Origin of the sequence: Bacillus sp. AR4-2 (assembly GCF_008274865.1) — a bacterium.
GTDB lineage: Bacteria > Bacillota > Bacilli > Bacillales > Bacillaceae_G > Bacillus_A > Bacillus_A cereus.
This window is the reverse complement of record NZ_CP031062.1, coordinates 3,811,885-3,832,273: the sequence shown is the minus strand read 5'-3', so window position 1 is coordinate 3,832,273 and position 20,389 is coordinate 3,811,885. Positions and strand designations below refer to the sequence as shown.

Sequence of the window (20,389 nt, the reverse complement as noted above, 5' to 3'; positions counted from 1 at the left end):
ACTAAAATAATGTCTGAAAACATATACAGGAGAAGTTTGTTATAATAACGGAGGAAAAGAAACTGGTAGAAACATGGAGGTATACATGAAGCAATTAAAAGGTATTATCATTTCAATTATCGCAATTCTGTCTATTTTAGTAGCAGTTTATGAAGTACTTGTGCCAGAGGAAACAAGTGTAAAGAAAACGAATACGTATGATCAAGTGTTAGAATTTCCGAAAGAACGTTATCCAGAGACAGGAAAACATATTACGGATGCTATAAAAGAAGGGCATTCAGAAGTTTGTACAATCGATCGTGGTGGTGCTGCAGATAGAAGGAAATTGTCGTTAGCACCATATCCATCAAAAAAAGGGTATGATCGTGATGAATGGCCAATGGCGATGTGCAAGGAAGGCGGAAAAGGAGCACATATTGAATATATAAGTCCGGCGGATAACCGTGGAGCAGGCTCTTGGGTAGGGAATAAGTTAGATAAATACCCAGATGGTACGCGAGTAAAATTTGAAGTGAAGTAGTAGTTGTATATTTCATAATGAAGGAGAAGGGGAACTATGGAGTTAACGATTTCTTATTCGCAATTAATGTTGATGAACTATGACGGTGAGCAGCCTTATGTAGATTGGACTGATGAAGATTTTGAAAGAGGTTATGCTAAGGCAGATGGAACTGTTATTTTTGAAGCACTTTCTGATTATACTTGTGAAGTGAAAGTGACCCCAGGGAAACATATTGAAAAAGAAGAAGTAGTTAGAACGATTACGGTTCCTTTTACAGTTGAAAATGAAAGTATCGTTATAACGAGTATTCTTTCTAATAAATTTCAAATACCTATTCCAAATGGTGAGTATACAGTTGTATTACAAGCAATTCCTCTTGAAGAGCCAACGGATGATGAATTATATAAAATACAATATGAATTCTTTTTTGAAAGTAAAGAATAAAAAATGGGTTATCCTGAGAAAAGGATAACCCATTTTTGTTATGCGTTTGTTTTTAAAAGGGAACGAGCATCTTTCGCTGCTTGCACCATATGTTCTAAAGCTGGAATAACTTCTTCTGTTCTTCTCGTTTTTAAACCACAATCAGGATTAATCCAGAAATATTTAGGATCACATACTTCTAAAGATTGTTCTACGATTTTATACATTTCATCTTTACTCGGTACACGTGGGCTATGAATATCATATACACCTAGGCCGATGCCTTTTTCATATGTTGTATGTTTTAATGTATCAATAAATTCTCCGTGACTTCTTGATGTTTCGATAGAAATTACATCTGCATCTAATGCGCGAATCGCGTCAACAATATCTTCGAAGTTACTGTAACACATATGAGTATGAATTTGTGTTTCATTTGCTACAGAAGAAGTTGCTAAAAGGAAGGATTGTACTGCCCATGTAATATAAGCATCCCAATCTTTTTCTTTTAGTGGCATTCCTTCACGAAGTGCGGGCTCATCGACTTGGATTACTCTAATTCCGGAAGATTCAAGTAGTTCAATTTCGTGACGAAGAGCTAGTGCAATTTGATACGAAACTTCTTTTCTTGGAATATCATTTCGAACGAAGGACCAATTTAAAATTGTAACAGGTCCGGTTAACATTCCTTTTACAACTTTCTCTGTTAAGCTTTGCGCATAAACTGTTTCCTTAATAGTCATGCCGTTAATAAAGGCTACATCACCATAAATAACAGGTGGTTTTACGCAGCGGGAACCGTATGATTGTACCCAACCGTTTTTAGTGAATGAGAAACCAGCAAGACGCTCACCAAAATATTCGACCATGTCAGTTCTTTCAAATTCACCATGTACAAGGACATCAAGCCCAATTTCTTCTTGGTAACGAATCCATTTTTCTGTCTCTTTTTCAATAAATTGTTCATATTGTTCATTTGAAATAACACCGTTACGCCATTCTTTTCGCGTTTGACGAACTTCAGTTGTTTGCGGGAAGCTACCAATAGTCGTTGTTGGTAATAGCGGTAACTCTAGAGCAACTTGTTGTAATTCGTATCGTTTTTCAAATGGAAGAGGACGTGAAAAATCTTCTTCTTTTAGTGCTGTTCGTGCTGCTTTGACATCTTCTCGGTTACGTGCAGCAGATGAACGAATTGTATGATGTACGTTTCGATATGTTTCCAGCTCATTACTAATGCTTTCTGTACCTTGAGTGAGAGCGGAATGAATAAGAACTAACTCTTCTAATTTTTGATTTGCAAATGCTAACGCATCAAACAGCTCAGTCGATAAGTGAGTTTCTTCTGTTTTATCGATTGGTGTATGCAATAAGCTACAAGAAGGCTGAACGATGATATCTTTCGTTTGAACTTGTTTTTGTAACGTTGTAAATAATTCAAGAACTTCATCAAGGTCAGCTCTCCAAATGTTACGGCCATCTATACAACCGACAGCTAAAGTTTTATCAGCTGGGAATCCATATTTTGAAATAGCATTTAGATTACCTTCTTTACCATGAATGAAATCTAATCCAATACCGGATACCGGGAATGTAATAATTTCTTCATAGTTTTCTTCTACGCTATCAAAATATGTTTGTAAAAGAAGAGTCGCATTTGGAACCTCTTTACGAATAGCTTCATAAATTTCTTTTGCTTGTTGAACTTCTTTTTTAGTTAAAGAAGCGAAAATCGGTTCATCAACTTGAATGGCTGGTGCACCAGCTGCATGTAGTTCTGAAAGCAGTTGTACGTAAGGTGCAACTAACTGTTTTAAAATGGTAGGAAATTGTTCTTGTGTATAGCCTTTAGCTAATTTTAAGAAAGTATATGGTCCTAAAATAACAGGCTTTCCATCTACTCCTAATTCTTGTTTTGCCTCTTCGTATAAGCGAAGTGGACGATTATCTTTTAAAGAGATTTGTAATCCCTCTTCATATTCAGGAACGATATAGTGATAGTTTGTGTTAAACCATTTTGTCATTTCGGAAGCTACGTGATCTTTAGAGCCACGCGCCATTGCGAAATATACATCAAGGTAAGATGTAAACTCAGAAAAACGTGATGGAATAAATCCTAGCATATAGGCAGTATCCAAAACGTGATCATAATATGTAAAGTCGCCAATTGGAATGAGTTCAATCCCTTTTTCTTGCTGTACTTTTACGTGTTGAAGGCGAATTTCTTTCATTGTTGTTAAAAATTGTTCTTCATCGATTTTATTGGACCAAAAAGCTTCCAATGTTTTTTTCCACTCTCGTTGTAGTCCGATACGTGGATAACCTAAGTTACTTGTTTGAATTGCCATTTTAAATTCCTCCCTAATTGAAAGTAAGCATTTCCGTTTACTAGGAAATACCTATAACAAAAAGTACAAAGACATAGAAAATAAGCCTTCCTTTTTGTTTTAACACCTCATCATCATCCGTGAATCTATCAGTGTTGTTAAAACAGGCAGGTCTCCTGACTTATGCTTCATATAATTTCTTTTACCTTCCCGTTTTCACAGTGGCACCAAAAAGAAATCTCAGCATTTACAGTGGCGGGACCGTGTTGGAGTTTCACCAAGCTTCCCTTTTAAACACGAAACAAAACTTTCGTGTACCTATTTTCCTTTTGAAAGGAATTTAACAAGCGATATGATATTGAAACAAATTTTAACATAATTTTTGGAATTTTGTCTACTGTTTTAAAATAAGAAAATTCTAAAGTTTTTATTTCTTAGTATTCTGACTTTAGTGTTCTGGAGTAACTAATAATATTACAGTATGAAAAGAGAAATTGAGCTATGAAAGAAGTAGGGATGTCTTCTTTCATAGCTCAATCTTCATCTATAGCAACTTCTGAAAGTCGGCCTGCTATAGCATCTTTAAGGAGGGTGTTTAGCCATTGTAATTCAACTGTAATATGCTCAATTACACTTTGCAAAATATATAGTTGTGCACGTGGAACCTTTCCTTTATTACAATCATATATCGTTTGCATAGTATGTAAATATTGAAGAGTATCGTTTTTCTTTTTTTCTAAAATAGGAACTAATTCGTGATCATTGCTAAAGTGAGCGAAAGATAAGGCTGAATAAATAGGTTTATATATTTGGTTTTTGGCTTCGAATTGTTTTAATAGTAAAGTGTGGAATAGTTTTTTGCCTTCTTCTGTTATATGAAAAATCGTTTTGTCAGGTCGATTTGTGTCTCTAATTACATTTGTAATATGAATTGCCCCTTGCTTTTCTAATTGCTCGAAGGCGTAATAAAGTGATCCTTTAGCATATTTAATGTAACAATCCATTTGTCGTTCTTTCATAATATGCTGCACTTCATATGGATGTTTATCTCCTTCGAGTAGCAAGCCGAGAATGACTAATTTCATGCTCATGCTGTCTCAACTCCTGTATATAAAAACTTTATCCAGTAAGATCCCCACCCAAAAATTCAGCGGAAGCAAAGAAGTTAGGTGGGGATTAACTGCCCGTAAAAGCCCGATTGGTGTGGGCTAATAATCAGTGGGGGATGAACATCCCCCCACTGATTAAAGTTTCACTTTATACATAATTATAAACGGCATATCCTTTTTCATAAAGGAATATGCCGCTTCTTTTTTATATTAACTAACTTGCTTTTGTTTTTCTTTCTTTTTAGGGCCTGTAAAGAGGCGTTCATTTCCCATAAGTAAAATACAAATAATACTTAGTACAGCCGGGATGAGTGCCCAGAAGAATGTATTCGCAATAGATGTAGCGAGAGCTTCTTTAATACCCGCTAATATTTCAGCAGGAATTTTTGCGGTAGCGCCTGGTGATAATAAGAAACTTGTGTCTCCGCCTTTTGGAGCTAATTTTGCTAGTTCAGGGGGGAATACAGAGTTTAGTTTATCTGTAAAAATATGATTTTGAATTGTACCGAAAATCGTTACACCAAGGGTCATACCGAGTGATCGGAAGAATGAGTTTGTTGATGTCGCCGAACCACGGTCCCGCATTTCCAACTTGTGAATAGAAGACATACTTAATACTGAGAATGAGAAGCCAACACCAAGCCCAGCGAGAATCATAAATAGTGTTACGAGTAAACGAGGTGTGTCCATTGTTAAAGTACTTAATAAATAAATACCAAGAACGAAGAAGACACCAGATACCATCATAATGTTACGATAGCTTGTTCGAGAAGCTAATTGTCCTCCTGTTTGACTTCCAATTACAGAACCAACCATCATTGGTGTTAAAATTAATCCAGCATTAGAGGCGGAACCTCCAAGAACGCCTTGAATGAAGATTGGAATATAAACTGTACAGATAATAAAAGCGGCACCATAGAAAAAGGCAACTCCTTGACTAGCTGCGAATAAAGGTTTTTTAAATAGATGGAACGAAATAATAGGCTCGGTTGCTTTTCGTTCTACAAAGAAGAAAATAATAAGCGTAATAACTACTGTTGTAAATAAGCCAATAATTACAGTAGAATTCCAGGCATATTCCTTACCACCAAGTTCTAATGCGAACATTAAGCAAACGATACTTATGACAAGTGTAATAGCACCAGCCCAATCAATTTTTTGTTTTCTAAATTCTAGAGACTCACTGTAGTATTTAGTAATGAAGAAAAAGGAGATAAGTCCTAATGGAATATTAATATAGAAGACCCAATGCCAACTTATATAGTCTGTAATATAAGCACCTAATAAAGGACCGAATACACTAGATGTCCCGAAAACAGCACCGAATAGTCCTGTCATCTTCCCGCGTTTTTCTGGTGGGAAGATATCGTACATAATTGTGAAGGCGATAGGCATAAGGGCACCACCACCGATCCCTTGAATAGCTCTATAAATACTTAATTGCTCAATACTTGAAGCTGTTCCGCAAAGAGCAGAACCGAATAAGAAAAGAATGAGGCCCCCAATATAAAAACGTTTCCGCCCGTACATATCAGAAAGTTTCCCGAAGATAGGCATCCCTGCCATTGTTGCTACCATATAAGCTGATGTGACCCAAACAAACTTATCAAATCCTCCTAGGTCTCCAACGATTGTTGCCATTGCGGTTGCAACGATTGTATTATCCATTGCGGCCATTAATATACCAAGCAGTAAACCAGCAACAACAAATTTTGTCTTGTTGGCTTCTTTTTTTAATGGTTGAGTTTCCAAATATAACCCTCCTTTAGAAATAAGTAAACTATATTAAGTTTTGAGTGCAGTGGATAAAAAATTTTAATGTATAGTTGATTTTAATTTCTTTTCCATAAGTGCACTGATATGCCATAAAGAATATTATAGTCAAATTTGACTATAAGGCAAACTTTTTCTTACGTCAAAATATTCTTTCGTATGAGTAGAGAACGAGTGAGCCATACTGAATATTGCTATGAAGGGAATGAAGTAAATTGTAAAAAAATTTCATAAAGAACACCTTCTGTTAATAGATGAAAAATGGTTTTTTCTTCATATTGTCGAATAGGATAAAAGGAAGAGAAATATTAAACATTGCTTGTAGCAAGCTTTAGTAATTTGGGGAATTCATTGTGTGTATGTTACATCTGAAATGAGGTGAATATATATTATGAAAATATGGGGACGAATTTCGGATACAGGAAAGTATTCAATACCGCTACAACCAGTATTGTGGATTGACGGATCGAAAAAGGAAAACGAATTTCCTCAAGTAGCCGTTACATTACAAATTGGTAGTATGTATACAGAACAGTTTTCGTATGAATTGACCTACGATGTAAACGACATACTTATTATGCGAATTGAAGTGGAAAATAAAGGGGTAGAAATGATTTCGAGAGTTGTTGTAAGTCATATGATTCGAGATTACTTTGCTTATATTCCTAATTCTTTAAAAGTTGATAAGGGGATAAGTGAGTTTTTATTCCAGCTTGTTAGATGGCGAATTGATGATTTGTTACCGAATGAGAAGGTGGAACTACGTTGTAAAATAAAAGCTAATAAAGATAAAGCTCTTAAACAAACATTCTTTCAGGCTACATATACATTTCAAGATAAAGAGATATCATATGGCCCACTGCAAACAAATGAAGTTGTTGTGCGTCAATGATAAAAAGGAACCTGTACAAAAGGTTCCTTTTTTAGTGAAGGTTGTGTTTTTTGAGTATTTTCTTTTGCTCCATTCCTTTTTTTCCTACATAGTTATTTTTGTAGCCAAAGTATAGAATAAATAAAAATGAAACAACATTAACAATAGCGTCGATTTGATCGTTTGTAATAAAGTGTATCCCGAAAGAGGTAAATAATAATTTTAATGATAATAGAAAACCAGCTAGTAAACGCATAGCATCTGATAGATTCTCTTTTTGTAGCATATAGATTACTCCTTTCTATAAAAGTTATATATTATATATATGAAATAGAGTAGAAAAGGTATACAAGCTTAAGCAGAAATGTACATTGCATATGTACATTTTTTATTTTGTAGAAAAACATTATTAATATAGAAACATATATTGGTATAAAAGGGGGAAAAGTATGAAACATAAAGGGAAAATTAGTGGATTATTGCTTGGCAATACTGTGGCAGTTACAGAATGGATTGCACTTCAGGATGTAATTGCAAAACTGGATTCACGATCATTTTATACCGTCTTTATTATTTATATATTGCAAATGATACTAGGTTATTATTTTGGACATTGGTACGATAAAAGAGCGAACGAGCGTATGGGTATGGAAGTAGGAGGAATGGCAAGCAATGATTTTGTTGTTGATTTTTTTGGGAAAGTAGCTGCTTTATCTGAAAGAGATTCTCGTAATATTACAGTGTACATTCTTTCTGTAAAAGAATGGGAAGGATTAAAAGACACGTTGCAAGAAAAAAAGTTGGGAGTGTTAGTACAAAAATTAGAGAGTACCATTGTAAAGACAATTCGGAAGGGTGATGTTGTTACAAAGTGGGATGAAAATAAGTACGTTATTGTAGCAATTGATAATGGTCATGAAACATCAACAATAACAAAACGATTAATGAAAAATATTGAAAGTGAAATAGAAGGTGATTTACTCAGTGTCACTCTTTTATTTGGAGCAGCTAGCTATCCAGTAGAAGGAAAAACGTTTGAAGAACTGTTGAGAAAGTCGCAAAATCAATTGTACCAGTATAGAAATTTGCAGGAAAATGAGTGAAGCTTTGATTTGAAGATATATGATAGGAAGATGTTTTATTTGTAACATTTTTTTGACTTTTATTACAAAAAAACGCCGCGTTTGTAATAAAAGTCTTTAAAAATATATGAAATAAGCATATAATTATGATGGTAGTGCCAATGCAATTTGCACAGTGTGTTTTATTTTAAAAGTGTAGAGGAAAGCAAGCTCTACACTTTTCCTTTTTAGGAAATGAAAAGAATATTTGTAAGTTGTTGCGAGATATCGATTGTACTGTGTAAAATGAACAAAGAGATTAATTGATAGAAAGCTAGAAAGGGAATGATAGACGTGAGAGCGGAGCGATCACCTTTTATCAGGTGAACTATTATAGTCTTATTAAGACTGAGGTGAAATTCCGTGGATATTAAAGTAATACATAGTGTGAACAGGCCTTAAAAAACACGAAGTAGTATACTTAAAGATGGATATGGAATTGCTAAATAATTCAAAAAGAATAATGTAATATCAAGTAATAATTTGTACAAACAATATTAATGATCTTCGTAAAAAAGATGCGAGTGTATAGAACAATTACATATTTTATAACTTTTTTATATTACACGATGGTCGTTTATAAGTAGGAGGAAGAGATGTTGAAATATAGTAAATTAGCAATTGTAACTACATTATCAATGATTTTATTAGCCGGTTGTTTCGGCCCGAAACCAGAAGAAGAATTATATGTAGCGTTTGAAAACGCTGCTAAACAAGAAAAAACAATGTTTGAAGATGCAAAAAAACTTGAGACTTTAGAGAAAGAAGGACAAGAATTATATAACCAGATTGTTCAAGAAGGAAAAGATAATAATCAAACTGTTAAAGAAAAACTGAATCAAGCAGTGAAAAATACAACTGAACGAGAAAAAGTGCTTACAAAAGAAAAAGAAGTTTTAAATAAAGCGCAAGAAGAAGTGAAGTCAGCTGATAAGTATGTGAAGAAAATTGAAGATAAGAAATTGAAAGATCAAGCTGATAAAGTGAAAAGCACGTATGAGAAACGCCACGATTCATTTAATAAAATGTATGACAGCTATAACAAATCTTTAAAACAAGAAAAAGAGTTATATACAATGTTACAAGATAAAGGTACTAAATTAAAAGATATTAGTGAAAAAGTAAAAGTAGTAAATCAATCTTATAAGGATATTGAGTCAGAAAAAGATAAATTTAATGAATTTACAAAGTCTTATAATACAGAAAAAGTAGCTTTTTATAAACAAGCAAATATTAAAATTAAAGAAGAGAAAAAATAAAACAGTTTGGCCTACACTTGGCCAAACTGTTTTATTTTTTTGTATAAGTACGACTATACCATGGAACAGGCTCACTTAATTTTTTTTCTTGTTTTAATGCTTCAGGACCAATATAATCTTGAAGTGTTTTTTTTGCTACTGTTAAAGATAAGGTTGTTTTCGGATTTCGATAGGAGGATTCAAGATGACCAAGATGCGGTAGAATTCGAAAATCTTCTTTCGTAGGAGGGATGTGGAAAAAATAATCGCCTAAACGTATAAGGACATCAGATTGTTGTTGGCTAAAACGTGGGTTTCTAGAAAAATGCAATCCTTCTTTAATTGCTTTTTTTTCAGCAATCAAACGTTCTAAAGCTGTCTTTTTTAACCAGTATAAATATTTAGGATTAGTAGCTGCTTTAGCATGACGATTCACAACGAAAATAGATTGAGCTAGTCGATTAATAGAATGTTGGTTTTGTAATTGAGATTGTGGTTGTGAAGGTTTCATATTGAATCTCCTTTCAATTTTTCATTATTATACCATAAATAAAATAGGTATTTATTATACGCAAAAAGTGATTGTATATATTTTCAATATTAAAGCAATATTGTTACAAAAAACAACTATTTTGTATAATAGTAATAGAATATGTTTTTGAAATTTGATAATGAAAGAGTGAGAAGTTTGAAAGAAATATTAAAACAACAGTATGCCATTATAGATATTGGATCTAATACAATGCGTTTAGTTATTTATGAAAAGCAAAATGGAGGTTTTTATAAAGAGATTGAAAATACGAAAGTTGTTGCTAGGTTAAGGAATTACTTAATTGATGGTGTATTGAATGAAGAGGGAATAGAAGTATTATTACAGACATTATTTCAATTTCAAGAAAGTACAAGATTCCATCAGTTGCATCATGTACTTTGTGTTGCAACAGCAACAATTAGACAGTCGGAGAATCAAGAGGAAATTAAAAAGCTTGTTGAAGGACAAACGGACTTTACTCTTAGAGTATTATCAGAGTATGAGGAAGCGCGTTACGGATACTTGGCGGTTATGAATTCTACATCGTTTTCAGAAGGAATAACGGTAGATATTGGTGGGGGAAGTACGGAAGTTACATACTTTAGAAATAGAGAGATTTTAGAGTACCATAGTTTTCCTTTTGGGGCACTTTCTTTAAAGCAACAATTTATTAAAGGTGATATTCCTACTAAAGATGAGTTAGAGGGAATGCAACAGTATTTAGAGTTTCAATTTCGAACGTTACCATGGTTAATCAATAAGAAATTGCCTCTTATTGCAATTGGTGGTAGTGCTAGGAACTTAGTAAAAATCCATCAAAATTTAATATGTTATCCTATAGCAGGATTACATTTATACAAGATGAAAGAAGAAGATATTGAAAGTGTAAAAGAGGAATTGGAAAAATTGTCGTTCATAGAACTTCAGAAATTGGAAGGATTAGCAAAAGATCGAGCAGATACGATTATTCCAGCGGTTGAAGTATTTCATACACTTGTTAATGTTATAGAGGCACCGGCATTTGTATTAAGTAGAAAAGGGTTAAGAGAAGGTGTTTTCTATGAAGAGTTGACAAAAGATTTGGGGATTTCATATTATCCGAACGTAGTTGAAGAAAGTTTGCATTTACTATCACATGAATACGAAATGGACATGGAATTTGTTATTCAACTTATTAAACATGGAAGATTAATTTGCAAACAACTTGAGGAAATAGGGCTTATTTCTATGACAGTAAAAGACTGGGAAGTGTTCCATCAAGCTGCGAAAGTATTTAATATAGGCAAATATATAGACGAAGAAGCGAGCCGTTTACATACGTTTTATTTATTAGCGAATAAGACAATTGATGGCATGATGCATAAAGATCGAGTAAGGCTAGCGCTTATTGCATCGTATAAATCAAAAATGTTATTTAAACAACATTTATCTCCATTTGAAGGTTGGTTTGATAAAAGCGAACAAAAAAAAATCCGCCTGTTAGGAGCTGTTTTACAATTTTCAGCTACTTTAAATGTAAGGCAACGATCGCTTATTGATACCATATCTATAACAGAAAGCGAAGAGGGATTAACGTTTAAAGTTTTATGTGAACAATCGGCATTAGCAGAAAAAGTACAAGCTGAAAAACAAAAAAAACAGTTAGAAAGAGTATTAAAAACGAATATTAATTTATTATTTGAACTAAAACATTAGGTTGTACGGATGTCTTTACGAAAAATTTACACTTTGTAATATTGTAATTTGATAAAATGAAATTAACTAAATTATAGTAAAAAAGTTTCAAGGGGAAGTGTGAAGAGAATGGAATTATTGAAGGGGAATGCAGTAAATTTAAATGATACAGCTTATTACAATAATCGAGAGTTAAGTTGGTTAGCATTTAATGAACGTGTCTTACAAGAAGCGCAAGATGCAAATAATCCACTTTTGGAAAGATTGAAATTTATTAGTATTTTTAGTTCGAATTTAGATGAATTTTTTATGGTACGTGTAGCGGGATTAAAGGATCAAGTGAGTGCTGGATTTAATCAACCAGAAAATAAAGCTGGCTTAACACCGAAAAAGCAATTAAATAAAATTGCGATAAAAGCCCATGCACTAATGACAGTACAATATGATACATTTAAAAATTATGTATTACCAGCGCTTGAGTTAGAGGGAATTGAACGTTTAACATTCAATGATTTGACGAAAGAGCAGCGAGAATTTATAGAAGAGTATTTTGACGAGCAAATTTTTCCGGTGTTAACTCCTGTAGCTATTGATGCATATCGCCCATTTCCAATGTTATTAAACAAAAGTTTGAATTTGGCTACTCTTTTATATGATGAGAAGCAAGCGGAAGAAGAAAACAGGACGAAGTTAGGGATTGTACAAGTTCCTTCATTACTTGAGCGCTTCATAATTTTACCGAGCGAAGGGCAAAAGCATAAATTTATTTTATTAGAAGACGTAATTAGTAGCTTTACTCATAAATTATTTACGGGATATACAGTATCATCTGTTACTCGTTTCCGTATTACACGCAATGCAGATTTAACGATTCATGAAGAAGGTGCGAGAGATTTATTAAAGGTAATTGAAAAAGAATTAAAAAAGCGTAAGTGGGGGGCTGCTGTACGTTTAGAAGTTGGGAAAGAACACATTGATGAAAGAGTATTAGCGTTATTATATGAGGTTCTGGAAGTAAAAGATGAAGATGTATATATAATGGATGGCCCATTAGATTTGACATGTTTGTTTTCTTTATATAAAAAACTAGCTCCTTTATATGAACATCTTGTATATCCAGCTCTTATTCCGCAACCGCCTCAAGATTTAGGTGATGAAGAAGATGTATTTGAAAAAGCAATTGAGCATGATATTTTATTACATCATCCTTTTGAATCATTTCAGCCGGTAGTTGATTTTGTCCGTGATGCGGCAGACGATCCGAATGTACTTGCGATTAAACAAACGTTATATCGTGTAAGTGGTGATTCACCGATTATTCAGGCGTTAAAGATAGCGGCTGAAAAGGGAAAACAAGTGACGGTATTAGTTGAATTAAAGGCAAGGTTTGATGAAGAAAACAATGTTCACTGGGCTAAAGAATTGGAACAGGCAGGCTGTCATGTTATTTACGGTGTCAGTCACTTGAAAACACATAGTAAAATTACGCTAGTTGTAAGGAGAAAAAACGGAAAAATCGAAAGGTTCGTACATCTGGGAACTGGGAACTATAATGATGCAACAGCGAAGTTATATACTGATTTTGGATATATTACATCAAGAAAAGATTTTGGGGTCGATGCAACCAATTTCTTTAATTATTTAAGTGGTTATACAACAAAGCCACATTTTCATCATTTATCGGTTGCTCCATTTGATATAAGAGAGCAATTTATGGATTTAATAGATGAAGAAATCCGTTATCATAGGCAATATGGAAATGGATATATTATCGCTAAGATGAATTCATTAACAGATAAACCGTTAATAAAAAAAATGTACGAAGCATCACAAGCTGGAGTAAAGGTAGAGCTCATTGTTCGAGGAACATGTTGCCTACGACCTGGTATTCCAAATGTAAGTGAAAATATTCGTGTAGTTAGTGTTGTTGGAAGATATTTAGAACATAGCCGTATTTATTATTTCCATCATAATGGGGAGGAGAAAATATATTTATCTTCAGCTGATTTGATGACGCGAAATATGGAGAAGCGAGTGGAAATATCTTTCCCGATATTAGATATTGAAATGAAGGCACGAATTAAGGCGATTTTACAGCTTACATTAGCTGATAATGTGAAAACACGTGAACAAAATAAAGATGGTGATTACTATTATGTTATTAATGGTAGTACAGAAGAAATTGATAGCCAAGTGAAGTTGTTTAAGATGGCGTATCAAAATACAGACGCTGAATAATGAAAAAAAGTAAAAACCTCTTATGTCCATAAGAGGTTTTTACTTTTTTCTACTCATATGCTCCAAAAATGGAAGGATGAGTAGAAACAATAGTTTTATTATAAGCGTGTAATGAGATGGCTCGTTGAGAGAATAATATTTGAAAGAATCGTTACTTTAACCTAGTAATAGTATGGTTGCTGACATGGTCCACCGTAACAAGGATAAGGTGCTGGCGGCGGGAAAGGTGGTGGATAAGGTGGATAAAATGGTCGAGGGCCGAAAGCTAATGCTCCGCCGAGCAATCCACCAGCAATTCCAGCTAGAAAGGGAACGCCAAAAAACGGGAAGAAGCGTGAGTCGCCTACTGGACCAATAGGTGCTGAACGGACTGGAATTGGTTGATAATATGGATACATGAACATACCTCCTTTATTGGACTCACTTTTATCATATGGTAAACGAAACATGGATGAGCGCGTACAAGAAAGGATATGTAAGAAAATAGGCGAATTATTACGAATGTTGGAGTGTGAAAATTGTGATTTCAGGTTTTGACATGAAACGAAATGGGACACGTGTTCTTCCAAGACCTCGATTGACATAGAGAGTTAAATCCTGCATCGTATAGAAGCCTTCAATATAGTCTTTGGCGAGTGATGGTGTAATAATAGCACCTAAAAAAGGAATTTGTACTTGTCCGCCATGGCTATGACCAGAAAGTTGCAAGTTGATTGGATATTTGGAAATTTGCGGCGCGATATCTGGCTCGTGAACAAGAACGATGTTATAAGTATTTTGCCGTGCATGTTGTAATGTTTTCTCTATTTTTGGTTTGCCTAGTAGTATATCATCGAGACCGAAAATAGAAATTTCACTATTATCCATTAGACGAATTCTTTTTTCACTATTTAGCAATAGTTCAAATCCTGATTCACGCATGATGTGCTCATAGTATTCAGTTCCATATCCACCGTGATCATGGTTACCATAAATAGCGAATTTACCGAAGGGGGCTTGTATATTTTTTAAAATGGATGCGACAAAAGGAGTGTCAGTATACGTTTGATAATTATCAATGAGATCTCCGGTAAAAAGGACAATATCTGGATTTACAGCATTAATTTTAGAAACAACTTGAGATAAATGTTGAAGCGAGAAATAGTATCCGAGATGTAAATCGCTGAATTGAAGAATTTTCATACCATGAAAACTTTTTGGGATGAGTTGTGATTTTAATGTGTGCTGTGTAAAAGAAATGAAATGGGGTTCTATATATTTAGCATAGTAGTATCCGATGCCACTGGTTATAAATGAATAGAGACAAGTACGCATACCAATTTTCAAAAAATTTCTTCTTGTAATGTGCGTCATAAAAATATGAGTATACCTCAATGTTTTTATTCCATTTACAGGCTACTCAAATCTCCTTTCAGTTTATTTAAAAATATATTTTACATAATAAAAAATTAGTATAGATTACGAAAAAAATGAATAAAAAGAAAGTTCTTTACATTAAAATATCAGAAAAGTTTAAAAATATAAAGATTTCTATTAAATAAAGTGATAAAATGAATGTGTATTCATTTTTTGGAGGGGATGTATGTGAAAGAAAAGGTAGTTATTATAACAGGTGGATCGAGTGGAATGGGAAAAGGAATGGCGACTCGCTTTGCAAAAGAAGGGGCACGAGTTGTTATTACAGGACGTACAAAAGAAAAACTAGAGGAAACAAAGTTGGAAATTGAACAATTTCCAGGGCAAGTATTACCTGTACAAATGGATGTAAGAAATACGGATGACATTCAGAAAATGATTGAACAGATTGATGAGAAGTTTGGTCGAATTGATGTTTTAATAAATAATGCAGCTGGAAACTTTATTTGTCCAGCAGAAGATTTATCCGTGAATGGCTGGAATTCGGTCATTAATATTGTATTAAACGGTACATTTTACTGTAGCCATGCTGTCGGAAAATATTGGATTGAAAAAGGTATAAAAGGGAATATCATTAATATGGTAGCAACATATGCATGGGATGCAGGTCCAGGAGTTATTCATTCGGCTGCAGCGAAGGCAGGAGTATTAGCGATGACGAAGACGCTCGCTGTTGAGTGGGGACGTAAATATGGAATACGAGTTAACGCTATCGCTCCAGGACCAATTGAACGTACGGGCGGTGCTGATAAATTATGGATTTCAGAAGAAATGGCTAAGCGTACGATACAAAGTGTTCCGCTTGGAAGGCTGGGTACGCCAGAAGAAATCGCTGGTCTAGCTTATTATTTATGCTCAGATGAAGCTGCGTACATAAATGGAACTTGCATGACAATGGATGGAGGACAACATTTACATCAATATCCATTTTAAAAGGGATAAAAAAATGAATGTTTGATTCATTTTTTTACGGTTAAATGTGACGGAATTGTGACATATGAAAGAAAAGTGTTTACAAGAGGTCATATATACGTTATATTTAAGACCTCTTTTTTCTTCATAGTAGAATTGCTAATTCCCCTTAGCATTTTACCCCTCTAATCCCTTCAGGAAAACTGAAGGGATTTTTTATTATTTTTCCGTAAATATCATGTTATAATTTTTGAAAAGTAAAGGGAGGGAAGCACGTTGATAGATGCATTAGATGTAATGAGTAACTTGGATAAAGTCCTTCCTTATTATCAAGCTATTTTTAGTGCTGATGAGCATACTGTAATTGGATATGAAGTAGTAGGACGTATTCAAACAGAAGAGGGCATACAAAGTTTAGCTTCTTTCTTTCACGATGATTCGATTCCAAGTGAATTTCAACTGGAAGCGGATAATATTATAGTAGAAAAAGCTTTAAATCGTTATTTAGAAAGCGATCAAAAATTATTATTATTTATACATCGGAATGCTAATGTATTAATGAATGATGATGATGAAAGCTTGCTTCAACTTTTATTGAGGTATGAAGAACAAGGTTTAAATTTAAAACAAATTGTTTTAGAGATTACAGAGCATGAATGTAAAGAAGATATAGAGCAATTTAATCATTTGCTTATGTATTATCGTACATATGGTATTCAAATTTCGATTAATAAAGTCGGAACGGGTACAAGTAATTTAGAGCGTATTAGCGTGTTAGCACCTGATATTTTAAAAGTAGATTTAACGAACTTAAGGCAAACAGCACTTTTACAATCTTATCAAGATATTTTATATTCTTTATCATTACTTGCTAGAAGAATTGGTGCAACTTTATTATATGAAGAAATAGATGCTTTTTATCAACTGCAATATGCTTGGAAGAACGGCGGAAGATATTATCAAGGTAATTATTTAAAAGAATGTTTACCTGATTTTATTGAAACGAATGTTTTGAAAGAGCGACTAGGTAATGAATGTCATCAGTTTATTCAGCATGAAAAGAAGAAGTTACAAAAAATTTATAATTTAACAGAGATGTTACGCGATCGCATTGGCGATGTTTTATCAAAACAAAAAAAGAATGAAGATATAAATGATTGGTTATTACAATTTAGTCAAAGTGTATCACAGTGTAGTTTTCGTATATTTATTTGTAATGAAGATGGTTTCCAACAATCAGGAAATGTTATGAAAAAAGATGGAGAATGGATTGTGATGCCGGATTATTATATGAAGAACTGGAGCTGGCGCCCGTATTTTCTCGAGAATATAATGAAAATGCGTTTTGAGAATAAGGCGAGGCTTTCAGATTTATATGCAGATATTGAAACGGGAGAAATGGTACGAACATTTTCTTTCCCGATTGATGATGACAACTTTTTATTTATAGATTTATCTTATGAATATTTATATGAAGAAGATGTTTTATTTTAATGCACGAAGAGATTCGTGCATTTTTTGTTTGTTTTTATCATAAATTGGTAATAGTGAAAATGGTGATGAAAATGCTGTCTATCGTTGTAAAGATTTTACGAACGAAATCTGTCCTTTCTTTGCATAATCATTGTTACAATGAATACTACAAAGACAAGTTCTTTTAAAAGGAAGGTGAAAAAATGAGGAAATATGGAATATGGCTTGTTCTATTTGTATGTGTTGCCTTTCTAGTTGGTTATAGTGTTACGACTGCTTTAGGAAAAGAGGAAGTGGAAGTCGATCGGAAAGAAGTATTTACAACGATACAAAAAGGCTATGAAACCCAGTTTTCAATTCGTGGGAAGCATTTGCCGATGAATAAGATGATAGAGACGTTATCACCGTATTTTACAGATAATTTCCTTCAAGTATTTACAGATGAAAATAGCAGAAGTGATAAACAAAGTGGTGAATATTTACTTCCGGCAAAAGAAGCACCGTTTTCTTTTAATTCAGAAACGAAAATGTCGTATGATGAAGAACATAAAAATTTATATGTATATGAGCGGACAAAAAGTGGACAATATCAAATTGTAACATTGAAAAGGGATCAAGATAAATGGAAGTTAGCAGGATATCATGAAAGTCAGGAACTTTTAACTGAAATAAAAAGGTTGCAACAATTATAAAGTGAAACTTTTAATCAGTGGGTGGGAGTTTTACTACCTACAAATAGCGGGATAAGAATAGGAATAGGTATTTACCTATTCCTATTCTATATTGAGTAGTAGTTGTAACTTTTCAATTTGAAAACCTGCAACTACTTCGCCATCAATTACGACTGTTGGAGTTGAATAAGAATCATAGTCGTATAAAAGACGATTGCGAGCAGCAGCGTCTTTTTTTACGTCAAATTCTTCATATGCAACGTTATTATGCTTCAAAAATTCTTTTACAATAACACATGGCGGACAATCGGGTTGTGTATAAACCTCAATTTTTTTCATTGTAATTCCTCCTTTTTTCTGTTTTTTATTATATTCTTCCAGTATAAAAACCGCAATAATGAAGGAGAAATATGTTCTTTCTGTTTTTTCCTTCGCATTTCGACAAATTTTTAGTTGAGTTTCTGGCCAATAACCTTTATCCTAGAGTGTGGAACATTTTTTCTGTTATGACGGATAGAATGAGTATAGCTGTAAAACCTATTGGTAGGAAGATCAGAGAAAGGAGAGATTTCATGTCTCTACTCCAAGGAATTTTAACTCGACTTGTTAGTCTACAAGAACAAGCTGAAAGCGGTGAAGTAGCACAACGCTATTTTGAAGTGAACGGTGAGCGCAAATGTAGCGTGAAATTTTTCGATAAAAGTGAAATGTATGAGTTAGAAGTGTATCAACAAGGTGAAAAACCTCAAGTATATCAATTCGATAATATCGACATGGTTGCAATTGAGATTTACGATATCATTTCTTGATACATATAAAAAAGGTACTGCCACATGGCAGTACCTTTTTTAGTTCTATTACTTTCTAGCATAATGTATAGAAGTTTTTTATTTTTCCTACAATGGTATTAAAATGAAAATTTAATCCGTGCAAGTTTGCTTATCCATGTGGATAATTAGTCCCGTCAACCGGGTGAATATGTGAAGCTAAACTTCTCACTATCGCTGGGTTTTGCAAATAGCGGGAGAAATATAACTAGGAGGTTATCGTATGGAACGTTTACCAGTTGTGATTTGTCCTAATTGTCAAAGTTCTGCTGAGATTATTCATGTATTAACGGCTCAATCTAATCAAAATGTAATTTATACGTGCCAAGTTTGTCACTTTGTAATTCGAAATATTGAAACGAATAAAGGATAGGAAGTTATAATTTTAGTTTTTGTCCCATACAATGAGAATACGAAAAGTCTGTCTAATTGAAAGGACGTGACTCTGTGGACGGTGCACATAAATTTTACAATGTTTCAGAGAGACATTTAAATTTTGATATGGTCTTTAACCGTATTTGTAGTTTCATTGAAAAGGATCCGCGAAATTTGTATCGATTATCCATTGGGACAGACTCGCAAGCGCATCAAAAGGATACGAGGTTTATTACAGCAATCCATATTCATCGTGTTGGAAAAGGTGCCTGGGGTTGTTTACACCATAGATCAGTAAAAGATAAGCCAGCGACCTTACGTGAGAAAATATATTTAGAAACGCAGTTTAGTCAAGAAATCGCATGTCTATTTACGCCTACTCATATACAAACAATATGGGAGTTATTGCATCCTTATGCTCAAGATGGGGCTGGATTCATAATGGAAATTCATTTAGACATTGGGAATGATGGCTTAACAAAAGAATTTATTTTAGATATGACAGAAAAAATTCGAGCGATGGGATTAACTGCAAAAATTAAGCCGGATGCTTATGCGGCGTTTAGCTATGCAAATCGATATACGAAATGATTTTTTTGTATGTGTACGATTGTTACAAATCTTTTAATAAAAACTGAATATTACATCTATTAAATAGGTTGAATTTTTTATATAATAAGAGTAACGATGCGAGTGTAAGGAGAGGGGTATATGCAAAGGGAAGTTGTTTTAACGAAGGAAGAAGAAAGTTTACTACTAGATATTTTATTTCAGCAAAATTACGCAAGTGAAATTTTAGCTGTGGAACTTACAGATATTGAGAATGGTTTGAAACAGACAGATGTGATGCAATATAAAAAAATCACAAGGTTATTTTACAGATTAAAAAATAAAGGGTATTAAGCGC

At 33.6% G+C, this 20,389-nt stretch carries 22 protein-coding genes and 1 riboswitch; of the genes, 14 read left to right on the top strand and 8 right to left on the bottom strand.

Translation table 11 applies throughout. The features are described 5' to 3' along the window. Positions 1 to 85: 85 nt before the first annotated feature. Positions 86 to 520: a DNA-entry nuclease gene (nucA, locus tag DN399_RS19640; protein ID WP_000811494.1), complete on the top strand. Its 435-nt coding sequence runs from the start codon at positions 86 to 88 to the stop codon at positions 518 to 520. A 36-nt stretch (positions 521 to 556) separates the two neighbouring features. Beyond that, complete coding sequence (gene comJ, locus DN399_RS19635) at positions 557 to 946, top strand: competence protein ComJ (RefSeq protein WP_000424030.1); 390 nt, start codon at positions 557 to 559, stop codon at positions 944 to 946. Positions 947 to 984: 38 nt separating this feature from the next. Here comJ and metE read toward each other — a convergent pair whose 3' ends face one another. From metE to DN399_RS19620, 3 genes are all read right to left on the bottom strand, one after another. After that, on the bottom strand, positions 985 to 3,273 hold the full coding sequence (gene metE, locus DN399_RS19630; RefSeq protein WP_001007608.1) for a 5-methyltetrahydropteroyltriglutamate--homocysteine S-methyltransferase: 2,289 nt from the start codon (positions 3,271 to 3,273) through the stop codon (positions 985 to 987). A 128-nt stretch (positions 3,274 to 3,401) separates the two neighbouring features. Beyond that, positions 3,402 to 3,589, bottom strand: a riboswitch (cobalamin riboswitch). A 196-nt stretch (positions 3,590 to 3,785) separates the two neighbouring features. After that, on the bottom strand, positions 3,786 to 4,343 hold the full coding sequence (locus DN399_RS19625) for a PadR family transcriptional regulator (RefSeq protein ID WP_000062062.1): 558 nt from the start codon (positions 4,341 to 4,343) through the stop codon (positions 3,786 to 3,788). Positions 4,344 to 4,571: 228 nt separating this feature from the next. Then, positions 4,572 to 6,113, bottom strand: a complete 1,542-nt coding sequence (locus DN399_RS19620; protein WP_000449912.1) for an MDR family MFS transporter — start codon at positions 6,111 to 6,113, stop codon at positions 4,572 to 4,574. A gap of 412 nt (positions 6,114 to 6,525) precedes the next feature. Between DN399_RS19620 and DN399_RS19615 the strand changes: the two genes are divergently transcribed. Then, positions 6,526 to 7,026, top strand: a complete 501-nt coding sequence (locus DN399_RS19615; RefSeq protein WP_000708120.1) for a hypothetical protein — start codon at positions 6,526 to 6,528, stop codon at positions 7,024 to 7,026. Between the two features lie 31 nt (positions 7,027 to 7,057). Here the strand turns inward: DN399_RS19615 and DN399_RS19610 are convergent, their stop codons facing one another. Then, entirely contained in the window at positions 7,058 to 7,291 is a 234-nt protein-coding gene (locus DN399_RS19610; protein ID WP_000939448.1) for an SPP1 phage holin family protein, read from the bottom strand. Positions 7,292 to 7,454: 163 nt separating this feature from the next. Here DN399_RS19610 and DN399_RS19605 point away from each other — a divergent pair, with 163 nt between their 5' ends. Beyond that, a complete protein-coding gene (locus DN399_RS19605; RefSeq protein WP_149149899.1) occupies positions 7,455 to 8,108 on the top strand; it encodes a diguanylate cyclase domain-containing protein in 654 nt (217 codons plus the stop codon). A 614-nt stretch (positions 8,109 to 8,722) separates the two neighbouring features. Beyond that, positions 8,723 to 9,385, top strand: coding sequence for a YkyA family protein (locus DN399_RS19600; RefSeq protein WP_000922498.1), 663 nt, complete (start codon positions 8,723 to 8,725; stop codon positions 9,383 to 9,385). 31 nt (positions 9,386 to 9,416) lie between these two features. On the opposite strand, the gene DN399_RS19595 is transcribed toward DN399_RS19600, so the two are convergent. Continuing rightward, positions 9,417 to 9,875, bottom strand: a complete 459-nt coding sequence (locus DN399_RS19595) for a YkyB family protein (RefSeq protein ID WP_000804864.1) — start codon at positions 9,873 to 9,875, stop codon at positions 9,417 to 9,419. Positions 9,876 to 10,016: 141 nt separating this feature from the next. On the opposite strand from DN399_RS19595, the gene ppx reads away from it, so the two are divergent. After that, complete coding sequence (gene ppx, locus DN399_RS19590) at positions 10,017 to 11,591, top strand: exopolyphosphatase (protein ID WP_002024754.1); 1,575 nt, start codon at positions 10,017 to 10,019, stop codon at positions 11,589 to 11,591. A gap of 108 nt (positions 11,592 to 11,699) precedes the next feature. Then, complete coding sequence (locus DN399_RS19585; protein WP_000421680.1) at positions 11,700 to 13,808, top strand: polyphosphate kinase; 2,109 nt, start codon at positions 11,700 to 11,702, stop codon at positions 13,806 to 13,808. Between the two features lie 161 nt (positions 13,809 to 13,969). On the opposite strand, the gene DN399_RS19580 is transcribed toward DN399_RS19585, so the two are convergent. Beyond that, positions 13,970 to 14,206 carry a hypothetical protein gene (locus DN399_RS19580; RefSeq protein ID WP_000283738.1) on the bottom strand — a complete coding sequence of 79 codons (237 nt, stop codon included), beginning with the start codon at positions 14,204 to 14,206 and terminating at the stop codon, positions 13,970 to 13,972. 97 nt (positions 14,207 to 14,303) lie between these two features. Next, positions 14,304 to 15,161, bottom strand: coding sequence for a metallophosphoesterase (locus tag DN399_RS19575; protein WP_002024756.1), 858 nt, complete (start codon positions 15,159 to 15,161; stop codon positions 14,304 to 14,306). 231 nt (positions 15,162 to 15,392) lie between these two features. Here DN399_RS19575 and fadH point away from each other — a divergent pair, with 231 nt between their 5' ends. The 3 genes from fadH to DN399_RS19560 all read left to right on the top strand — a co-directional run bounded on the left by fadH (position 15,393) and on the right by DN399_RS19560 (position 18,301). Further along, complete coding sequence (gene fadH, locus DN399_RS19570; RefSeq protein WP_000660913.1) at positions 15,393 to 16,157, top strand: 2,4-dienoyl-CoA reductase; 765 nt, start codon at positions 15,393 to 15,395, stop codon at positions 16,155 to 16,157. Between the two features lie 255 nt (positions 16,158 to 16,412). Next, entirely contained in the window at positions 16,413 to 17,630 is a 1,218-nt protein-coding gene (locus DN399_RS19565) for an EAL domain-containing protein (protein WP_000564306.1), read from the top strand. 182 nt (positions 17,631 to 17,812) lie between these two features. Then, the gene (locus DN399_RS19560; protein ID WP_001233802.1) at positions 17,813 to 18,301 is read left to right on the top strand and encodes a DUF3993 domain-containing protein; all 489 of its coding nucleotides are present in this window, start codon (positions 17,813 to 17,815) and stop codon (positions 18,299 to 18,301) included. Between the two features lie 81 nt (positions 18,302 to 18,382). Here the strand turns inward: DN399_RS19560 and DN399_RS19555 are convergent, their stop codons facing one another. Further along, on the bottom strand, positions 18,383 to 18,619 hold the full coding sequence (locus DN399_RS19555; RefSeq protein WP_006928192.1) for a glutaredoxin family protein: 237 nt from the start codon (positions 18,617 to 18,619) through the stop codon (positions 18,383 to 18,385). A gap of 233 nt (positions 18,620 to 18,852) precedes the next feature. On the opposite strand from DN399_RS19555, the gene DN399_RS19550 reads away from it, so the two are divergent. From DN399_RS19550 to abbA, 4 genes are all read left to right on the top strand, one after another. After that, positions 18,853 to 19,089 carry a YkuJ family protein gene (locus DN399_RS19550; protein ID WP_000055151.1) on the top strand — a complete coding sequence of 79 codons (237 nt, stop codon included), beginning with the start codon at positions 18,853 to 18,855 and terminating at the stop codon, positions 19,087 to 19,089. A gap of 241 nt (positions 19,090 to 19,330) precedes the next feature. Continuing rightward, positions 19,331 to 19,480: a hypothetical protein gene (locus DN399_RS28150; protein WP_000440540.1), complete on the top strand. Its 150-nt coding sequence runs from the start codon at positions 19,331 to 19,333 to the stop codon at positions 19,478 to 19,480. Positions 19,481 to 19,554: 74 nt separating this feature from the next. Next, the gene (locus DN399_RS19545) at positions 19,555 to 20,073 is read left to right on the top strand and encodes a ribonuclease H-like YkuK family protein (RefSeq protein ID WP_000348489.1); all 519 of its coding nucleotides are present in this window, start codon (positions 19,555 to 19,557) and stop codon (positions 20,071 to 20,073) included. Positions 20,074 to 20,193: 120 nt separating this feature from the next. Further along, positions 20,194 to 20,385: an antirepressor AbbA gene (gene abbA, locus DN399_RS19540; RefSeq protein WP_001188692.1), complete on the top strand. Its 192-nt coding sequence runs from the start codon at positions 20,194 to 20,196 to the stop codon at positions 20,383 to 20,385. Positions 20,386 to 20,389 lie beyond the last annotated feature (4 nt).

What these genes read in the sequence shown, in the direction of transcription:
- comJ (WP_000424030.1), top strand. Translation starts at nt 557, where the DNA reads ATGGAGTTAACGATTTCTTATTCGCAATTAATGTTGATGAACTATGAC.
- DN399_RS19550 (WP_000055151.1), top strand. Translation starts at nt 18,853, where the DNA reads ATGTCTCTACTCCAAGGAATTTTAACTCGACTTGTTAGTCTACAAGAA.
- DN399_RS19605 (WP_149149899.1), top strand. Translation starts at nt 7,455, where the DNA reads ATGAAACATAAAGGGAAAATTAGTGGATTATTGCTTGGCAATACTGTG.
- nucA (WP_000811494.1), top strand. Translation starts at nt 86, where the DNA reads ATGAAGCAATTAAAAGGTATTATCATTTCAATTATCGCAATTCTGTCT.
- DN399_RS19625 (WP_000062062.1), bottom strand. Translation starts at nt 4,343, where the DNA reads ATGAGCATGAAATTAGTCATTCTCGGCTTGCTACTCGAAGGAGATAAA.
- DN399_RS19595 (WP_000804864.1), bottom strand. Translation starts at nt 9,875, where the DNA reads ATGAAACCTTCACAACCACAATCTCAATTACAAAACCAACATTCTATT.
- DN399_RS19600 (WP_000922498.1), top strand. Translation starts at nt 8,723, where the DNA reads ATGTTGAAATATAGTAAATTAGCAATTGTAACTACATTATCAATGATT.
- DN399_RS28150 (WP_000440540.1), top strand. Translation starts at nt 19,331, where the DNA reads ATGGAACGTTTACCAGTTGTGATTTGTCCTAATTGTCAAAGTTCTGCT.
- DN399_RS19575 (WP_002024756.1), bottom strand. Translation starts at nt 15,161, where the DNA reads ATGACGCACATTACAAGAAGAAATTTTTTGAAAATTGGTATGCGTACT.
- DN399_RS19615 (WP_000708120.1), top strand. Translation starts at nt 6,526, where the DNA reads ATGAAAATATGGGGACGAATTTCGGATACAGGAAAGTATTCAATACCG.
- metE (WP_001007608.1), bottom strand. Translation starts at nt 3,273, where the DNA reads ATGGCAATTCAAACAAGTAACTTAGGTTATCCACGTATCGGACTACAA.
- abbA (WP_001188692.1), top strand. Translation starts at nt 20,194, where the DNA reads ATGCAAAGGGAAGTTGTTTTAACGAAGGAAGAAGAAAGTTTACTACTA.
- DN399_RS19585 (WP_000421680.1), top strand. Translation starts at nt 11,700, where the DNA reads ATGGAATTATTGAAGGGGAATGCAGTAAATTTAAATGATACAGCTTAT.
- DN399_RS19610 (WP_000939448.1), bottom strand. Translation starts at nt 7,291, where the DNA reads ATGCTACAAAAAGAGAATCTATCAGATGCTATGCGTTTACTAGCTGGT.
- ppx (WP_002024754.1), top strand. Translation starts at nt 10,017, where the DNA reads ATGTTTTTGAAATTTGATAATGAAAGAGTGAGAAGTTTGAAAGAAATA.
- DN399_RS19555 (WP_006928192.1), bottom strand. Translation starts at nt 18,619, where the DNA reads ATGAAAAAAATTGAGGTTTATACACAACCCGATTGTCCGCCATGTGTT.
- DN399_RS19560 (WP_001233802.1), top strand. Translation starts at nt 17,813, where the DNA reads ATGAGGAAATATGGAATATGGCTTGTTCTATTTGTATGTGTTGCCTTT.
- DN399_RS19580 (WP_000283738.1), bottom strand. Translation starts at nt 14,206, where the DNA reads ATGTATCCATATTATCAACCAATTCCAGTCCGTTCAGCACCTATTGGT.